The 16,063-nt window shown below is 53.5% G+C and carries 12 protein-coding genes; 4 read left to right on the top strand and 8 right to left on the bottom strand.

The genetic code is table 11. The features are described from left to right. Position 1: 1 nt before the first annotated feature. From pqqC to pqqA, 3 genes are all read right to left on the bottom strand, one after another. Positions 2-790, bottom strand: coding sequence for a pyrroloquinoline-quinone synthase PqqC (gene pqqC / locus CR46_RS0105390; RefSeq protein WP_030070686.1), 789 nt, complete (start codon positions 788-790; stop codon positions 2-4). Positions 791-855: 65 nt separating this feature from the next. After that, positions 856-1,779 (bottom strand): pyrroloquinoline quinone biosynthesis protein PqqB, encoded by a 924-nt coding sequence (pqqB, locus tag CR46_RS0105385; RefSeq protein ID WP_030070684.1) that lies wholly within the window; start codon positions 1,777-1,779, stop codon positions 856-858. 89 nt (positions 1,780-1,868) lie between these two features. Then, positions 1,869-1,940, bottom strand: a complete 72-nt coding sequence (pqqA, locus tag CR46_RS18090) for a pyrroloquinoline quinone precursor peptide PqqA (protein WP_009722990.1) — start codon at positions 1,938-1,940, stop codon at positions 1,869-1,871. A gap of 393 nt (positions 1,941-2,333) precedes the next feature. Here pqqA and CR46_RS0105380 point away from each other — a divergent pair, with 393 nt between their 5' ends. Both CR46_RS0105380 and CR46_RS0105375 read left to right on the top strand, forming a co-directional pair. Next, positions 2,334-3,905 carry a Re/Si-specific NAD(P)(+) transhydrogenase subunit alpha gene (locus CR46_RS0105380; protein ID WP_030070682.1) on the top strand — a complete coding sequence of 524 codons (1,572 nt, stop codon included), beginning with the start codon at positions 2,334-2,336 and terminating at the stop codon, positions 3,903-3,905. A gap of 16 nt (positions 3,906-3,921) precedes the next feature. Further along, complete coding sequence (locus CR46_RS0105375; RefSeq protein ID WP_030070677.1) at positions 3,922-5,364, top strand: NAD(P)(+) transhydrogenase (Re/Si-specific) subunit beta; 1,443 nt, start codon at positions 3,922-3,924, stop codon at positions 5,362-5,364. A 72-nt stretch (positions 5,365-5,436) separates the two neighbouring features. Here the strand turns inward: CR46_RS0105375 and CR46_RS0105370 are convergent, their stop codons facing one another. Genes CR46_RS0105370 through CR46_RS0105350 form a run of 5 tightly spaced genes read right to left on the bottom strand, consistent with a single transcriptional unit; the run spans position 5,437 to position 11,274 of the window. After that, entirely contained in the window at positions 5,437-8,922 is a 3,486-nt protein-coding gene (locus tag CR46_RS0105370; protein ID WP_232222342.1) for a pilus assembly protein, read from the bottom strand. Continuing rightward, positions 8,919-9,359 (bottom strand): pilus assembly PilX family protein, encoded by a 441-nt coding sequence (locus CR46_RS0105365; RefSeq protein ID WP_030070673.1) that lies wholly within the window; start codon positions 9,357-9,359, stop codon positions 8,919-8,921. The genes CR46_RS0105370 and CR46_RS0105365 overlap by 4 nt, the downstream gene beginning before the upstream one ends. A 1-nt stretch (position 9,360) precedes the next feature. Next, complete coding sequence (locus CR46_RS0105360; RefSeq protein WP_030070672.1) at positions 9,361-10,374, bottom strand: PilW family protein; 1,014 nt, start codon at positions 10,372-10,374, stop codon at positions 9,361-9,363. A gap of 1 nt (position 10,375) precedes the next feature. Further along, entirely contained in the window at positions 10,376-10,783 is a 408-nt protein-coding gene (gene pilV, locus CR46_RS0105355) for a type IV pilus modification protein PilV (RefSeq protein WP_030070670.1), read from the bottom strand. 20 nt (positions 10,784-10,803) lie between these two features. Beyond that, positions 10,804-11,274 (bottom strand): GspH/FimT family pseudopilin, encoded by a 471-nt coding sequence (locus tag CR46_RS0105350; protein ID WP_030070668.1) that lies wholly within the window; start codon positions 11,272-11,274, stop codon positions 10,804-10,806. A 401-nt stretch (positions 11,275-11,675) separates the two neighbouring features. Here CR46_RS0105350 and katG point away from each other — a divergent pair, with 401 nt between their 5' ends. Beyond that, positions 11,676-13,829: a catalase/peroxidase HPI gene (gene katG, locus CR46_RS0105345; protein WP_030070666.1), complete on the top strand. Its 2,154-nt coding sequence runs from the start codon at positions 11,676-11,678 to the stop codon at positions 13,827-13,829. A 195-nt stretch (positions 13,830-14,024) separates the two neighbouring features. Then, positions 14,025-16,049, top strand: a complete 2,025-nt coding sequence (locus CR46_RS0105340) for a PhoX family protein (RefSeq protein WP_030070663.1) — start codon at positions 14,025-14,027, stop codon at positions 16,047-16,049. The last annotated feature ends 14 nt before the right edge of the window (positions 16,050-16,063 follow it).

Here is a 16,063-nt window from a genome sequence, read left to right as displayed (position 1 = left end):
CCTAGTAATGTGAGTGCTCAAGCCCACGGTGATATACCGCTTCGCGGGTGACGGTGTGATAAGGCGGGCGGTCTAACTGATAGGCCATAGTCATGGCATCCAGCATGCTCCACAGTACATCGAGCTTAAATTGCAGAATGTCCAGCGCGCGCTGCTGCAGCGCCACGGTCGTACATACGCCTAAGGCGATTTCCAGGCCATGCTCAACGTCTCGGCGGGCCTCGCTGAGCCGCTTGCGGAAATAGCGATAGCCCTGCTCGTTTATCCATGGGTAGTGCTGGGGCCAGGTATCCAAGCGGTTTTGGTGGGCAAGTGGCGCAAACAGTTCAGTCAGCGATGAGATCGCTGCCTCCTGCCAGGGCGCGCGGGCGACAAAGTGGCGGTAGGCATCAACTGCAAAGCGCACGCCGGGTAACACACGCTCCTGGGAAAGCAGCGTATGACGCGGTAACCCTACGGCTTCACCGAGCGCCAACCAGGCTTCAATCCCGCCTTCATCTTCAGCATGGCCGTCGTGGTCAAGCAGGCGTTGCACCCATCGCCTGCGGGTAGCGGCATCGGGGCAGTTGGCCAGCAGCGCGGCATCTTTTTGGGGAATCATCAGCTGGTAGTAAAAGCGGTTAGCCACCCAGCCCTGCAGCTGCTCTCGGGTAAGTTCGCCATTGGCCATCGCCTGCTGAAAGGGGTGGTTAAGGTGGTAGTACTGCCCTTTACTCATTAGCGTTTCACGGAACGCCTCCCGGCTGAGCGGGGTGGTAGAAGCGCAGGGCGTTATCGCTGTCAGCGCCATGATCTATCTCCTGATTGTTATTGTTAGTGCTGCTGATGTCAGTGCTCTATAAAGAAAAAGGTCGGCTACAGGGTAAGTTTCATACCGTCGCAAGCGGTTTCGATGCCTGCGGCCTGCACCGTTTTCGCTGCATCGCTTGCGCTGTCCAATATCGGATTAGTGTTGTTGATATGAATCAAAATGCGCCGCGTGCTGCTGGGTAGTTCGCTCAACAGCTCACACATACCGCCGTTGCCATTGAGCGCGAGATGACCCATTTGTTGGCCTGTAGAGGTGCCAACGCCGAGTGTCTGCATTTCATTGTCTTCCCACAGGGTGCCATCGACCATCACCACATCAGCGGCGTTTAAGAAGCGCATCGCCAGCGGTGTTGGGTTGCCAAGCCCAGGGGCATAGCAAAGCGACTTGCCGCTGCGGCGGTCGACTATATACAGCCCTAAATTATCGCCACAGGAGGGTGCGCCGCGCCGTGGTGAGTAGGGCGGGGCATTGCTGTGTAGTGCAAAGGCGGTGAGTGCGATATCGGGCAGAAAGGGAATCGAAAATTCGGTAACTTCCTGCTGATTTTCCAAACCAATCGGCTGCCAATGAAGTCCGCCCCAGTGCTCCAGCATCGGGAAGAGCGGAAAGCCGGTAGATAAATCGCGATGCACATTGGGCGTGCACCATACCTCCAGCGGGCAGCCCTCTCTTAGGGAAAGTAGCCCCGTGACGTGGTCGATCTGGGCATCCACCAGCAGCACGCCGCGAACACCGCTGCCACGCAGCTCGCTTGGCCATAGTTCTGGGTTAGCATTGAACTGGGCACGAATGTCAGGGGACGCATTGCACAGCAACCACTGCTTGCCATCCACGCTTAACGCAATCGATGATTGGGTGCGCGGTTGATGGTCAGTACTACCCTGGCGTGCGTGATAACAGTTAGGGCAGTTGCAATTCCACTGGGGAAAGCCGCCGCCTGCGGCAGCCCCAAGAACTAAAACCTGCATAGGCTGGCCTCCTACGTTGGTGCTGCGGTGAAAGCCCCTGCCTAGTGAAAACATGGTGAAGACAGGGGCCGCGGCTCAGTCGCTAGAGATTAGCGGGTAGAGATATACAGCGTTACTTCAAAGCCAAGGCGCATATCTTGATAGGTCGGTTTGGTCCACATAAGAGACTCTCCTGCGTTGTTAAGCATGTTGTTGTGAGTGTTAATGCGAGTGTTAATGCGAGTGTTGATATGGGAGTTGGTGGCAGTTCATCGTGTTTGCCCTACCCACTTCTTCAGTTAATCACTGGTAGGGCAAACTGCCTGCGGTACTTTGGGAGTAGTTTTCTCGCCCTTTTGGTGGGGATTGCTGCTAATTCAAGTGCATGTTGTAGTTAAACAACGCAGTTGAATCCAAGGTTGAATAGTAACTGGCGGTCGCTGCGTTAGATCCTAGACTGCTATCTGGCGTAATCACTTGCGCTAGCAGTAAGGTTCAGCGCTCAATGGCCAGGGGTGAAAACATAAGCGTTTTGGTACTGGCGCTGGAAATGGGCTAATTAAGGGAGAAAGCGTGTGAAAATAGGCGCACCGAAAGAGACAGCTCAGGGAGAAGCGCGTGTAGCGTTGACTCCTGAGAGCGCAAAACAGCTTCAAAAGCTAGGCCATGAGTGCCTAGTAGAAGCCGGCGCGGGGGCTGCTGCGGGCTTTAATGACGACACGTATCGCGACGCAGGCGTCAGCGTTGTGGAAAGTGCGGAAGCACTGTGGCGTGATGCGGACGTGGTGATTAAAGTCCGTGAACCTTCGGAAAAAGAGGCTCACTACTTACGCGAAGGCCAAACGCTGATTGCGTTTTTCTGGCCAGCACAGAACGAAGCGCTGCTGGAAACCTGTAAAGCGCAGGGCGCAACGGTCATCGCGATGGACATGGTGCCGCGTATTTCACGGGCGCAGAAGATGGACGCGCTCTCCTCCATGGCCAATATCGCGGGCTACCGGGCGGTCATTGAGGCGGGTAACAACTTTGGTCGCTTCTTTACGGGTCAGGTCACCGCTGCCGGTAAAGTGCCGCCAGCTAAAGTGCTGGTGATCGGCGCAGGTGTCGCGGGCTTGGCGGCGATTGGTACCGCCACTAGTTTGGGTGCCGTGGTGCGTGCGTTCGATGTGCGCCCGGAAGTCTCCGAGCAGATTGAATCCATGGGCGCTGAATTCCTATTCCTCGATTTTGAGGACAGCCAGGACGGCTCGGAAAGCGGTGGCTATGCCTCGCCTTCAAGCCCCGAGTTTCGTGAAAAGCAGCTCGAATGTTTCCGCGAACAAGCGCCGGACGTCGACATTGTGATCACCACCGCGCTGATTCCTGGTCGGCCCGCGCCAAAGCTGTGGCTGGAAGATATGGTCGCCGCCATGAAGCCTGGCTCGGTGATCATTGATCTAGCCGCTGAAAAAGGCGGTAACTGCGACTTAACTAAGCCAGACGAGCGCGTAGTCTCTGATAACGGCGTTGTGGTAGTGGGCTACACCGACTTCCCCTCACGCATGGCTACCCAGGCGTCGCTACTTTACGCCACCAACATCCGCCATATGCTGACCGACCTTACGCCGGAGAAAGACGGCGTCATCCATCACAACATGGAAGACGATGTCATTCGCGGCGCGACGGTCACCCACCAGGGCGACATCACCTTCCCGCCACCGCCGCCTAAAGTAAAAGCGATTGCTGCGGCGAAGCCGAAGAAAAAAGAGAAAGAACCAACGCCTGAAGAGAAGAAAGCCGCTGAGCTGGCCACCTTTAAAGCACAAACCAAGCGTCAAGTTGGTTTGCTTACCGTGGGGGGAGCGCTCATGCTGCTGTTGGGACAAATAGCCCCCGCCTCCTTTATGCAGCACTTCATTGTGTTTGTATTGGCGTGCTTTATTGGCTTCCAGGTAATTTGGAAGGTCAGTCACTCGCTGCATACGCCGCTCATGGCGGTGACCAATGCCATCTCAGGCATCATTATCTTAGGGGCAATTTTGCAAATCGGCTCAGGCAGTGGCGTCGTTATCGTGCTGGCGGCCATTTCGGTACTGATTGCATCGATTAATATCGTGGGTGGCTTCCTGGTGACACGCCGGATGCTTGCCATGTTCCAAAAATCCTAAGCGGCGGAGAAACGATATGTTAGGACAAGGGTTCGTATCTGCCGCGGCAATTGCGGCAAGTGTGCTATTTATTTTATCGCTAGGTGGCCTGAGCAATCAGGAAAAAGCCAAGCGCGCCGTATGGTACGGCATCGTGGGCATGGCCGTAGCCGTGTTCTTTACCTCCTTCGGGCCTGGTATTGGTGGCTACTGGTGGCTGATTCCGGCCATGCTGATCGGGGCTGGGATTGGTGTCTATGTGGCAGGCAAGGTCGAAATGACCGAAATGCCTCAGTTGGTAGCGGCACTACATAGCTTTGTGGGCTTGGCCGCGGTTTTTGTTGCCTGGAGTGCAGACTTAGAGCGTCGCCGAGTGCTGGCAGCACAAGCAGCCGATGGCGTGATGCAAGAGTTTTCTGCGTTTGCTGCCTTGGTGGCTACAAAAGCCCCTGACGAGCTGACCTTTTTACAGATTGAGGTGGTGTTTGCGATTTTCATTGGTGCGGTGACCTTTACCGGCTCGGTAATTGCATTTGGTAAGCTGGCAGGTAAAGTCGATGGCAAACCACGCCAACTGCCGGGTGGGCATATGCTCAACGCTGGTGCGGCGGCGCTTTCATTGCTACTCGCGATTCTTTACCTCAACGGCGCAGGTTTCTGGACACTGATCGTGTTGGCCGCGTTGTCGTTCTTTATTGGCTATCACCTGATTATGGGCATTGGCGGTGCCGATATGCCGGTGGTGGTGTCGATGCTGAACAGCTATTCCGGCTGGGCCGCAGCGGCGATTGGTTTCACGCTTTCCAACGACTTGTTGATTGTCACCGGTGCCCTGGTGGGGTCTTCAGGGGCGATCCTGTCTTACATTATGTGTAAGGCGATGAACCGCAACTTTATCAATGTCATCCTGGGTGGTTTTGGTGGTGCTCAAGGGCCAGCCGCTGAAATTGAAGGCGAACAGGTCGCGATTGATGCAGGCGGTGTCGCGAGCGCCTTAAACGATGCGGATAGCGTGATTATCGTGCCGGGTTACGGCATGGCAGTAGCGCAAGCACAGAGCGCGGTCAGTGACTTAGTGCGTAAGCTGCGCGCAGCCGGTAAAACCGTACGCTTTGGTATTCACCCGGTAGCAGGGCGTCTGCCTGGGCACATGAACGTGCTGCTTGCTGAAGCTAAAGTGCCCTACGATATCGTGCTGGAAATGGATGAGATCAACGACGACTTCCCAAGCACTGACGTGGTGATCGTGATCGGCTCCAACGACATCGTCAACCCAGCGGCCGAGGAAGACCCCAATAGCCCTATCGCCGGTATGCCGGTGTTGAAGGTGTGGGAAGCCAAGCAGGTGTTTGTTAGCAAACGCGGCCAGGGCACGGGCTATTCTGGCATTGAGAACCCGCTGTTCTTCAAAGAGAACACGCGTATGTTCTACGGCGATGCAAGAGATAGCTTGAACACGTTGTTGCCGTTAATCGATTAACTTTAGACAGCGATAGTCTTGTTGTCATAAGGGGCAGAGCGCAAAGCGCTCTGCCCCTTTTTATTAACTAGCTTAATTGATGTTTTCTTCGCCACTCAGTTGCCGCCAAGAGCGGCGGCCTAGATGATCATTGCTAAAGCCAATGGCGATGGAACCATCGCCGTTGGGTGAGGCGTCTGGATCAGCGGGATTGCCCACAAATAGCCGCTCGATATTGCCGTCGTTCACGCTAACTAAGCGCTCGCCAGTCCCTGCTTGTAAACCGGTAATAGCCTCGCCGTTAATAGTGGCATCGCTGTCTTCTTTGCCATCCCCGTTGAAATCAAAGGTAGTTGTACCACCGCTACCTCCTGTGTCCGCTAGAAGCGACATAAAGAAACCACTGCGCCCGCCGCCACAAGGGTCAGACTCGTCGGGCAGTAGCGTCGAAAATCGCACCCGCCGGGGCAAACTGCTTGAAATAGAAGGCCTAGCAATAACACGTTCGCCGGGAGGAAGTTCCAAACGCCAGCCACGCTGGCTACTGGTGGGGGCCTCGTTAGAACTGGCGCGTAAGTTAAAACCATCCCGTGTAGCGTTTCCGGTAATGCGCTGTAAGGCTAAGCTGGACGACGTAAAGGGAAGGCTACGGTCAACGCGGTCCTCTAAACCAATGAGCTGCTGCTTTGAACTGTCGCCAATATCGCTACTGCGGAAGTAGCTGCCGGTGCCGAATAGCACCATCAGCGTATCCGGCGAGTCGCTGCTTAGCGTCACGGCAGGCGCTGAGGTAATTGGCTGGTCGGCTTGGCCAGCATATAGCCGGTTGACGCTGCCCGTGTTGGTGAGCGGAAAGCGCCACATATTACCTGCTAAATCACCCGCGTAAGCGAACTGTGCACCTGAAAAGCGTGGCCAGGCGGTGACCGTTGGGGTTGCTAAGCCATTCGGTGCCTGTTGAGTGCCCGAATTGGTTTTTAAATGAGCGATAAGCTTACCGTCAGTAAGGCGCACTACAAATAGCGACGCCTGATAACCGGTACTGTTGTAGCCATTACCAAAAATGGCGACCCAGGTGCCATCAGTAAGCTGCGTAATAGTGGGTTCGCTAACCCCGGTGCCTAGTTCTGGGTGGCGAAATTCCCACAGCACGTCGGATGCGCCCATATTGCCGGGGTCGCTAACATCCAGTGCAAACACTGTGCGGCCACCTGCCCCCATAGTACCTACGGCGACGGCTTCTGGGCCGCTCTGAATATTCACCTCTCGTACTGCAGGCGTGCCATCCATAAAGTAACGGTGGTTATAGTCTTCACGGGTTAGCGCGCGCAGAGCGGGCGAATCGCCCTGGGTAAGTTCAGCGGGTAGGTAAGCAAACAGCTCACTGCCGTTAGAGGCGTTAAAACCATGCAACATACCGTCGTTGGCAGCTACTAGCAGTAGCGACGGGCGTGTTTCATTACCCTGCAACACGACTGGATTGGCGTTGATAACATCGCCCAAGAGTGAATTAGCACGAGGACGAAGACCCTGAACATTCAGCCCCTGTAACCAGCTGATTTCGGCACTGGTGAGACCACTATTTTCAGGAATTAACAGAGCGCCAATGCGCTCTCCTTCGTCTAAGCGTTTAGACGTTAATAGGCGACGGTTACCTACCTGCTGAGCAAGTGTGGTTTGTGCATTCCAGCGTTCGCTACGGCTACCGTCTGGCTGAATCACTGATGCCGCTAGGCGGCCAGACCAGTCGTCGCTTCGAAACCCAGCGGTAAACAGTAAATTACCGCCTTCAAGCCCAAACTCATCGCTGTTAACCGCCGCAGAGGTGTTGGACTGAGAAGCGGCAATAATATTACCTAGTACCTGCTGCATTACCTGGTTAAGCGACGCTTCGTCGTTAGCAAAATAGGCGCGTTCGGTGCCGCCTGCGCGGGCTAAATCGCCAAGCGGGTCGTCAGAAACGTTGGGCAGATTGGCAATATCGGGCGGTAGGTTAAAGCCAACCACGTAGGTTTTAACGGGGCTGGAGAGCTCTCTATTAGTATCATCGTAAAGGCGCTTAATGGCGGCCTCGGCGCTGCTGAGTGCCCTGCTAACGTTGTTGCCCAGCGAGTTGCCAAAGCGGTCTACTGAAGGTAAGCCGTCGGTCAGCCAAATATTAGCGTTAACCAAGCACTGTTGGGCATCGGGGTTATTGATATTGGGAATGGTAATGCCGGCTTGGTAGCCTTGGTTATTCTTAAAATCGCCGCCCCAGCTAGCGTTGTTCAAAAAGTAATCCCGCACGGTATACATGGTGCCTTCAATAGGCGTTAGGCCTGTCGCGAGTAGTGGCCAGCTGGGATCAGTCATCGGATTATCGCTGTTGCCAATCCAATCGTGCCTTTGTGGTGTAAGTTTAGTTGTGATCGCATTCCAATGATCTGTATTGATGGTGCCATCCTCATTTAAACCACCAATCGGTACGTGTAAATAGCCTAAGCCTGGTGAAGAAGTGGTTCGCCACTCAAGCTGGTTCAGCTGCAGAGAAAGAATATTTTGTCCCCAATTGGGAATGCCGCGTTGGCGCAAACTATCAACCAAGGGGATTCTGGCATTGCCGTCGTAATCAGCGTATTGCAGACCACCAGATCTTGAAATAATACGTAAATAGCGGTCTACGAACTGCTCGCCTGCAGAGTTGGTGCCTGAGTTTCGCCAATACTCGGTGCGGTCATCGGAGCTGTCTGGAAGCTGGAGGCTGGAGCGGTTGATAATGTAATAACCGGGAATACCTACATTAAAAAATGCATAGATGTCGGAATTCGGTAGGCGAGTTCGATAGCGTTTGGTTGATGCATCCCACTCTCCGTCGAAGCTAGGGTCGTACCAGTTTGGCGTGGCGTTTGTAGAGTAGCGAACATCCAGGGCACGCTCTGTGAGACGCCATACTACTGAGCGATTGTTAAAAGCGTCATTGCGATTGCGAGAGGCTGAGTTTTGCTGATATGCCATTAGACCGAGGTTAATATCGTTCCGGTAGCGCTCGACTAAGTCGCGACCTACGCGCTTCATAATGCTGGATTTGCTAAGTGGCGAGCGAGCTCCCGCAGGGCAAAGAACCGCATTGAATGTATTGGTCTGGCATGCTGCAAGGTTTGCTCGATCGCCAGCGTTTGTGCCAATTGCCACCCGGCCATCTAAGCCTTCCTGGCCGCTTTCTGAGTTATCCAAGATCAGCAGTACGTTAGGTGGCACACGGCTAACCACGTTTAACGGCGCTGGTGAGATCCCTGTTTGCTCTTCGGGGATTTCATAATCTTCATCAATGGGGCCGTCATCGCCTCCGCCAATGGGAGGTTCAGGCTCTGGTTCCGTAGGTGGCTCTGGATCTGGATCTGGTTCTGGGTCAGGCTCTCCAGGGGTTGGAGGTGGTTCTTCAGGCGGCGGTTCAGGTGGAAAAATGCCAGCACCTAATGAAGCTGGTGTGGTATAGCCAAGCGTTAACACGAGCGCCAACGCAGCGGTCGACAAGCGGTAGAGCGCAATTTTGATAGGCCGAGCTGTTATGGAGCTAACTGTTATGGGGCTTGTTTTCATGGCGCTTCCACTTGCTGCTGGCGAACGTAAAGTGCCTCTAAGGCAACATTAGTGTCTGCTCCAATACCAAATCCTTGCGCTTCAATACGGTAGAGCACTTCAACCAGTTCCACGCCTGCATTGTTGGTGTGTGAGCCTAGTGGTGTCATTAGCTGCACGCGATAGCGTGGATTGCGCGACAGTTCGTCTATACCCAGTTGATGAGTGCGCCAGCCATTAGTGAGTGCAATGCCGTTTTGAAGCTGACTCTCTGCGCTACCCAGGGCGGCTTCTGCCGCTTGGAAGGCAACCGTGTAATCTCGTTGGTTAGCTGCCATGCGGTCTTGGGTAATGGCCCCTTGCATAGAAGAAAGACTGAGAACCGTGATGATGACAAGAAAGATAAGGCTTAGCACAAGCGCCATACCACGCTGCTGGGAAACGCCTGAACGTTGCATATTAGCGGTTCCTCAACGAAATGGTGGTGGTGAAGGCTTGATAAAGCCGACCGTCATCGGCGGTGAAGGCGTTATCGTCGCGAAAATTCCCCGTGGCAATGGATGTCGGCGTGCGTCGCAGGTTAGCTTGATCGCTCTGTATAATTAAACTGATGCGCAGCGCGCGTACATCTTCCCATTGAGCGTCACTGAGCTGCTCGGGAGGAAGGTATTCGTCATCCATTAAGAAAGCGGTGCGCATGGCAACAACGTTGCTGGCAACTATTTCGTTGCGTGGTGTCCTCTGGCTCAGGTTTAAACGCATTAACGAAGGGGGAACATCGTTATCTGGGTCTTGGCCGATATAGTAAAGCGCGCTGTTAAGGGCGCTCAGCGAAACGTTTTGACCCACGCTGTAGAAAATACTGTCAGCGTCGTTATTGCCTAGCCATCCTGCCCCCGTCGCTTTTTGAAGCACGCTGTCGCTGTTTGAGGCGTTATAAAACACATCACAAGTTTGTAAACCTTGGAGAAGGACCAGCTGATTGCGGTACAGGCTGTCTACGTTTCGGTTAAGAGTAAAAGGGGAGTTACTACTTACGGTTAGCGAGTTGTCAGCAAAGCCAGTGCGAGTGATAAGCCCACCACGAAACACGATGCTGTGCTGGCTTTCAATAGGGTTGAGAAGTTGCGATGCAAAGTTGCTGGTGCTTGTGTCACTCCATGCCTGAATCGCGTTATGGGCATTTCCAGTATCGTCAATATTGCGTAGATGATTGGTCATCTGTGAAGGTGCACAGCCGCCGCTGAAGTCTGCTTGGCGCAGTTCTTGAGCTACCGTATCCAGTGCGAATCGGCCAGCATCCTGCATATTCGCCAGTGCGGTTTGAAACCGGTAGCTTTGCTGAGACGAGATAAAAAGCTGGGTGGCCCCGGCCATGACGAGTAAGCCAATCACCATCGCAACGAGTAGTTCTACTAAGGTAAACCCCGATTGAAGTGCAGAAGCGTGATGAACCTTAGGCGTTTCGTCCATCTTACAGCTCCGATACAAGCTGAATTTGACGCGTATTGCCAGGGGCAGAGGCGTCTGTCCAGCGTACGGTGACATTGACACGACGATTGTTGATGGCAACCCCTCCTTCACCGTCAGGCAGCGCGCTAGCAAGATCCTCGACCCACTCGGATTGGTCGTTGGCGGCTAGTCCGTTGCCAAGTACCGTACTGCCGACACCTAGTGCATAAGCAGCGGTCTGATCAGGATTGGCGCGTATGCGGTCGAGCATGTCTTGGGCCATATTGGTTGCCTGGGTTTCAAAGTAAGCGGCACGGTTGTGCATCAGCGACTGTGTTTGTAATCCCACTACCCCTAATAACCCGATGGACAGTACGAGTAGCGCGATCAGTGACTCCAGCAGAGAAACACCGCATTGTGGTTTAGGCATAAGCAGGGCTCGATGTTAGGTCAATCACAAGCTTGACGACGCGATAACACGCGAGAGATACCGCTTGGCTCTACCCGAATACAGCGGCCTAGTTCCTCTAGTGCTATTGATACGTCCTGTGAAACAAAGTCTGCTGTAGCAAGACGACCTTGGCTGTTGAAGGTGAACGATTCAGGTGCACCGTTAACTGATATATCGGGCTGGGTCTGTGACCATGTACGCAGTTGGGTTGTATTATCAGTCACCTCCCAGCCCGCACTCCAGCCGTCGGCTACTGGCTGTAAGCGAATAGATTGATTGCGTCTGACGGCTTCACTGCGCGCGTAACTTAAAGCAATTTTGTAGTCGTTGGCCGTTGTTATGACACGATTTTCCTGAATGATACGTGCGAAATTAGGGATGGCGATGGTGGCTAGTGTGGCAAACAGTGCCAGTGCAATGAGCAGCTCTAATAGCGTAAAGCCGCGGCCGGAGTGTTTTGCCGTCACCATGAAGTGCTTCTCGGTTGATATCTGTTGCTTTAACGCCTGAGTAAATCCTGTGTATTTAACAAAATATCACAATTCAATTCATCGCCAATTAAAAAATAATCGTCATAAAAGAGCGCTATTTAGTCAGCCGGTATGTACGAAAGAGGTCATTAACTGGTACTGATAAATACGTATGGCTATGCTCTTAAGTAGTTACCTTAAAACAAATAGCTAAAAGCTATAAGGTTGGTCGTAAAATGCAAATTGTAGCTATCGTCAATGTGCTTTAAAACAGTATTACGTTGATGACGCATTCTTGACTGTACGCAGTGTAATAATTTGCAGTGCAGTAATACTAAGAAGAGTGCCAACCGTCTATTTCCTTGGCTGGTCCAAGGCAAGAGCAAGAAGGGGAGAGAAATATGAGTGGCAAATGTCCTGTAATGCATGGTGGAAACACCTCTACTGGCACCTCCAACAAAGATTGGTGGCCAGAGGCGCTTAATCTAGACATCCTGCATCAGCATGATCGCAAAACTAACCCGATGGACCCAGATTTTGACTATCGGGAAGAGGTCAAGAAACTCGATTTTGACGCCCTAAAGCAAGATGTTCATGCCTTGATGACCGACAGCCAAGCCTGGTGGCCAGCCGACTGGGGCCATTACGGTGGCTTAATGATTCGCATGGCATGGCACTCTGCGGGCACCTACCGCATTGCTGATGGCCGTGGTGGCGGTGGTACCGGTAGCCAGCGTTTTGCGCCACTGAACTCCTGGCCGGATAACGTCAGCCTTGATAAAGCGCGCCGTTTGCTGTGGCCAATCAAGAAAAAGTACGGTAATAAAATTAGTTGGGCAGACTTGATGATCTTGGCAGGCACCGTGGCTTACGAGTCCATGGGGCTGCCTGCCTACGGTTTCTCGTTTGGCCGTGAAGATATTTGGCACCCAGAGAAAGACATTTATTGGGGCGCTGAAAAAGAGTGGTTGGCGCCCTCTGACGAGCGCTATGGTGACGTTACCAAGCCGGACACCATGGAAAACCCGCTTGCAGCGGTTCAAATGGGGCTTATTTACGTTAACCCGGAAGGGGTGAACGGTCAGCCTGATCCGCTTATGACGGCAGAGCATGTGCGTCTTACTTTCGCCCGTATGGCGATGAACGACGAAGAAACTGCCGCGCTAACTGCGGGCGGCCACACCGTGGGTAAATGCCATGGTAATGGTGATGCCGGTGCGCTAAGTGCCGAGCCGGAAGCCTCTGATGTCGAAAATCAGGGTTTTGGCTGGAACAACCCGCACATGGACGGTAAAGCGAGCAATGCCGTGACTTCCGGTATTGAAGGCGCTTGGACCACCAACCCAACCAAGTTCGATATGGGTTACTTTGACCTGCTGTTCGGCTACGAGTGGGAGTTGAAGAAAAGTCCTGCCGGTGCCCATCAGTGGGAGCCTATCGATATTAAAGAAGAAGATAAGCCGGTTGATGCAACCGACCCCTCTATTCGTCACAACCCCATCATGACCGATGCGGACATGGCGATGAAGATGGACCCGTCGTACCGTGCCATTTGCGAAAAGTTCATGGCCGATCCTGAGTACTTTAAGCAGACCTTCGCGAAAGCGTGGTTCAAGCTGACTCACCGTGATATGGGACCGAAAGCGCGCTATATCGGCCCGGAAGCACCGGCGGAAGATCTGATTTGGCAAGACCCGGTGCCTGCTGGCAGCACCGATTACTGTGAAGAAGTGGTTAAACAGAAAATCGCTGAGAGTGGCCTAAGCATCAGCGACATGGTCAGCACCGCGTGGGATAGCGCGCGCACTTACCGTGGTTCTGATATGCGCGGTGGCGCCAACGGTGCCCGCATTCGCCTAGCACCACAGAAAGAGTGGCAGGGTAACGAGCCTGAGCGTCTTGCTGATGTGCTTAAGGTGTATGAGCAGATATCTGCTGATACCGGTGCCAGCATTGCCGATGTGATTGTGTTGGCAGGCAGCGTGGCTATCGAAAAAGCGGCTAAAGCCGCGGGCTATGAGGTACGCGTACCGTTCCTCAAAGGCCGAGGTGATGCCACTGACGAAATGACCGATGTAGATTCTTTTGAACCCTTGGAGCCGCTTGCCGACGGTTTCCGTAACTGGCAGAAGAAAGACTACATCGTCAAACCTGAAGAGATGTTGCTGGATCGCGCCCAGCTGATGGGCCTGACTGCACCGGAAATGACCGTGCTGCTGGGTGGCATGCGGGTGCTGGGCACCAACTATGGCGGCACCAAGCACGGCGTGTTTACCAACCGTGAAGGCCAGTTGACCAACGATTTCTTCGTTAACCTGACCGATATGGGCAATAGCTGGAAGCCGGTGGGTAACAACGCCTACGAAATCTGCGACCGTGCCACGGGCGCCGTGAAGTGGACCGCTTCGCGTGTTGACCTAGTGTTTGGCTCTAACTCACTGCTGCGCTCTTACGCAGAAGTGTATGCTCAGGACGATAATGGCGAGAAGTTTGTTAAAGACTTCGTCGCTGCCTGGACAAAAGTGATGAACGCAGACCGCTTCGACGTGGCATAAATGTTGAAGTAACCATTACTCTAAGCAACGCCTTGCTTGTTCTAACCCGCATCGAAAAGATGCGGGTTTTTTTTGGTTCGATATAACACGTAAGTTTAACTGCAGTGTCACTTACCGTTCATAAACATTGCTGATTCTTATCTCCTGGATTTGTCGGCGTTAAGCCACAGTGGTTTTTTTAAAGGGAGAGTTCTTATGGCGCAGCAGCGTTTTGTTCCAGGTAAGGTTTCAGTAGTTCTCGCAGAAGGTGACGAACCCCTTAGCAACGTCTCTAACAATGCTTATTTTGGCGATGTGCTCGAAAAGCGGTTAACTCGGCGGGGCGTGCTGAAGGGTGGCCTGGCTACGGTGATTGCCGGGTTGATGGCAACCAAACTGCCCTTTAATAATGCCTTTGCAGCACAGGATGGTGTTTCATCGCCTAGCCTTGGGTTTAAGCCAGTACCGGTCAGCGCGGCAGATAAAGTGGTAGTGCCTGACGGTTATCGTGTACAGAGCTTTATTCCGTGGGGAACGCCGATTAGTGGCGATATGCCTGCTTTTACTCACAATGGCAGCGGCGACGATCAAGCCCAGCAGGTAGGAAGCCATCACGATGGCATGCACTTCTTCCCACTAAACGGCAGTTCCACCGATGGCCTGTTGGTGCTTAACCATGAGTACGTTGAACCGCGCTTTTTACATGCCGCGGCTGCTGGGTTGTCATTAGATCGTAATGGTTTCCCTCAGCATGCGGATGGCAGCCGCGATGCTGACCAAGTCATCAAGGAAATGAATGCCCATGGCATCACGCTGGTACGTGTTCGCCAGGCTGAGAGCGGTGAGTGGGGCGTTGTGCAGGATGCGCTAAACCGCCGTGTGACTGCACAAACGCCGATGCGTCTTTCAGGGCCAGTAGCTGAGACTGACCAAGTAAAAACACACTACAGCCCTGACGGCACCATGACGCGCGGTACGATTAATAACTGTGCTCATGGCGTTACCCCGTGGAACACCTATTTGGCTGCGGAAGAGAATTGGGCGGGCTACTTCGCCAATACCGATGCTGATATTGACCGCAGGCAAACCCGTTATGGGATAGAAACGCGTGAGACAGGGCGCTACCAATGGCATCGTGCTGATCGCGAAGATGATATGTTTGCCCGTTTTGATGCGAGCAGCAAAGGGGCAAGTGCAACTGACGATTACCGCAACGAGCCGCATACTTTTGGCTGGATGGTCGAAATTGACCCCATGTCGCCGGACGCTGCTCCTGTCAAGCGCACCCACCTTGGGCGCTTTGCCCACGAAGGCGTTATTTTCGCGCCTGCGGTGGAAGGGCAGCCAGTGGTTGCTTACTCAGGGGATGACGCTCGCTTTGAGTACATCTATAAATTTGTTTCTCGTCAGCCGTACCAAGCTGCAACCGCGGATGGCTCACTGTTGGATGAAGGTACCTTATACGTTGCCAAATTTAATGAAGATGGCAGCGGTGAGTGGCTAGCGCTTGCGCCTGGTCAGAACGGTTTGACGCCCGACAATGGTTTTGCAGATCTGGCGGATATCTTAGTCAATACGCGCAGCGCTGCGGATGTTGTCGGTGCCACAAAAATGGACCGCCCTGAATGGGGAGCAGTCGACCCTGTCACTGGGCAGGTATATTTTACCCTGACCAACAACACCCGCCGTGAAGAGGGCGATGAAGACGCTGCCAACCCGCGCGCCAACAATAACTTCGGGCATATTATTCGCTGGCAAGAAGAGGGCAGCCATGCTGGTGAACGCTTCCAGTGGGATCTGTTTGTACTTGGGGGAGACCAAGAAAGCAGTCGTGATCTCGCAGGTAACACCTTAAATGACGACAATATGTTCTGTTGCCCTGACGGTTTATGGATCGACCCTGACCGCCGGGTATGGATACAAACGGACGTCAGCGAGTCGGTAATGAATACCGGTATCTTTGAAGCCTTTGGCAATAACCAGATGTTGGTCGCTAACCCAGAAACAGGCGAAATAAAACGCTTTTTGACTGGGCCAATAGGCCAGGAGATCACCGGCGTAGTGACAACACCTGACCAGCGCACCATGTTTGTTAACGTCCAGCATCCAGGAGCCACGACCCCTGCGGATGACTTTGCCGCTGGCAACTTTATTAGTCACTGGCCTGAGGGGGGAAGCGCTATTCCACGCTCTGCGACGCTGGTGATTACCCGTGAAGATGGCGGTATTGTTGGCGCTTAAGAGTGAGTAACGCC

Origin of the sequence: Vreelandella neptunia, from assembly GCF_000712975.1 — a bacterium.
GTDB lineage: Bacteria > Pseudomonadota > Gammaproteobacteria > Pseudomonadales > Halomonadaceae > Vreelandella > Vreelandella qaidamensis.
The sequence above is the reverse complement of the archived record's forward strand: the minus strand, read 5'-3'. Positions and strand labels throughout refer to the sequence as shown.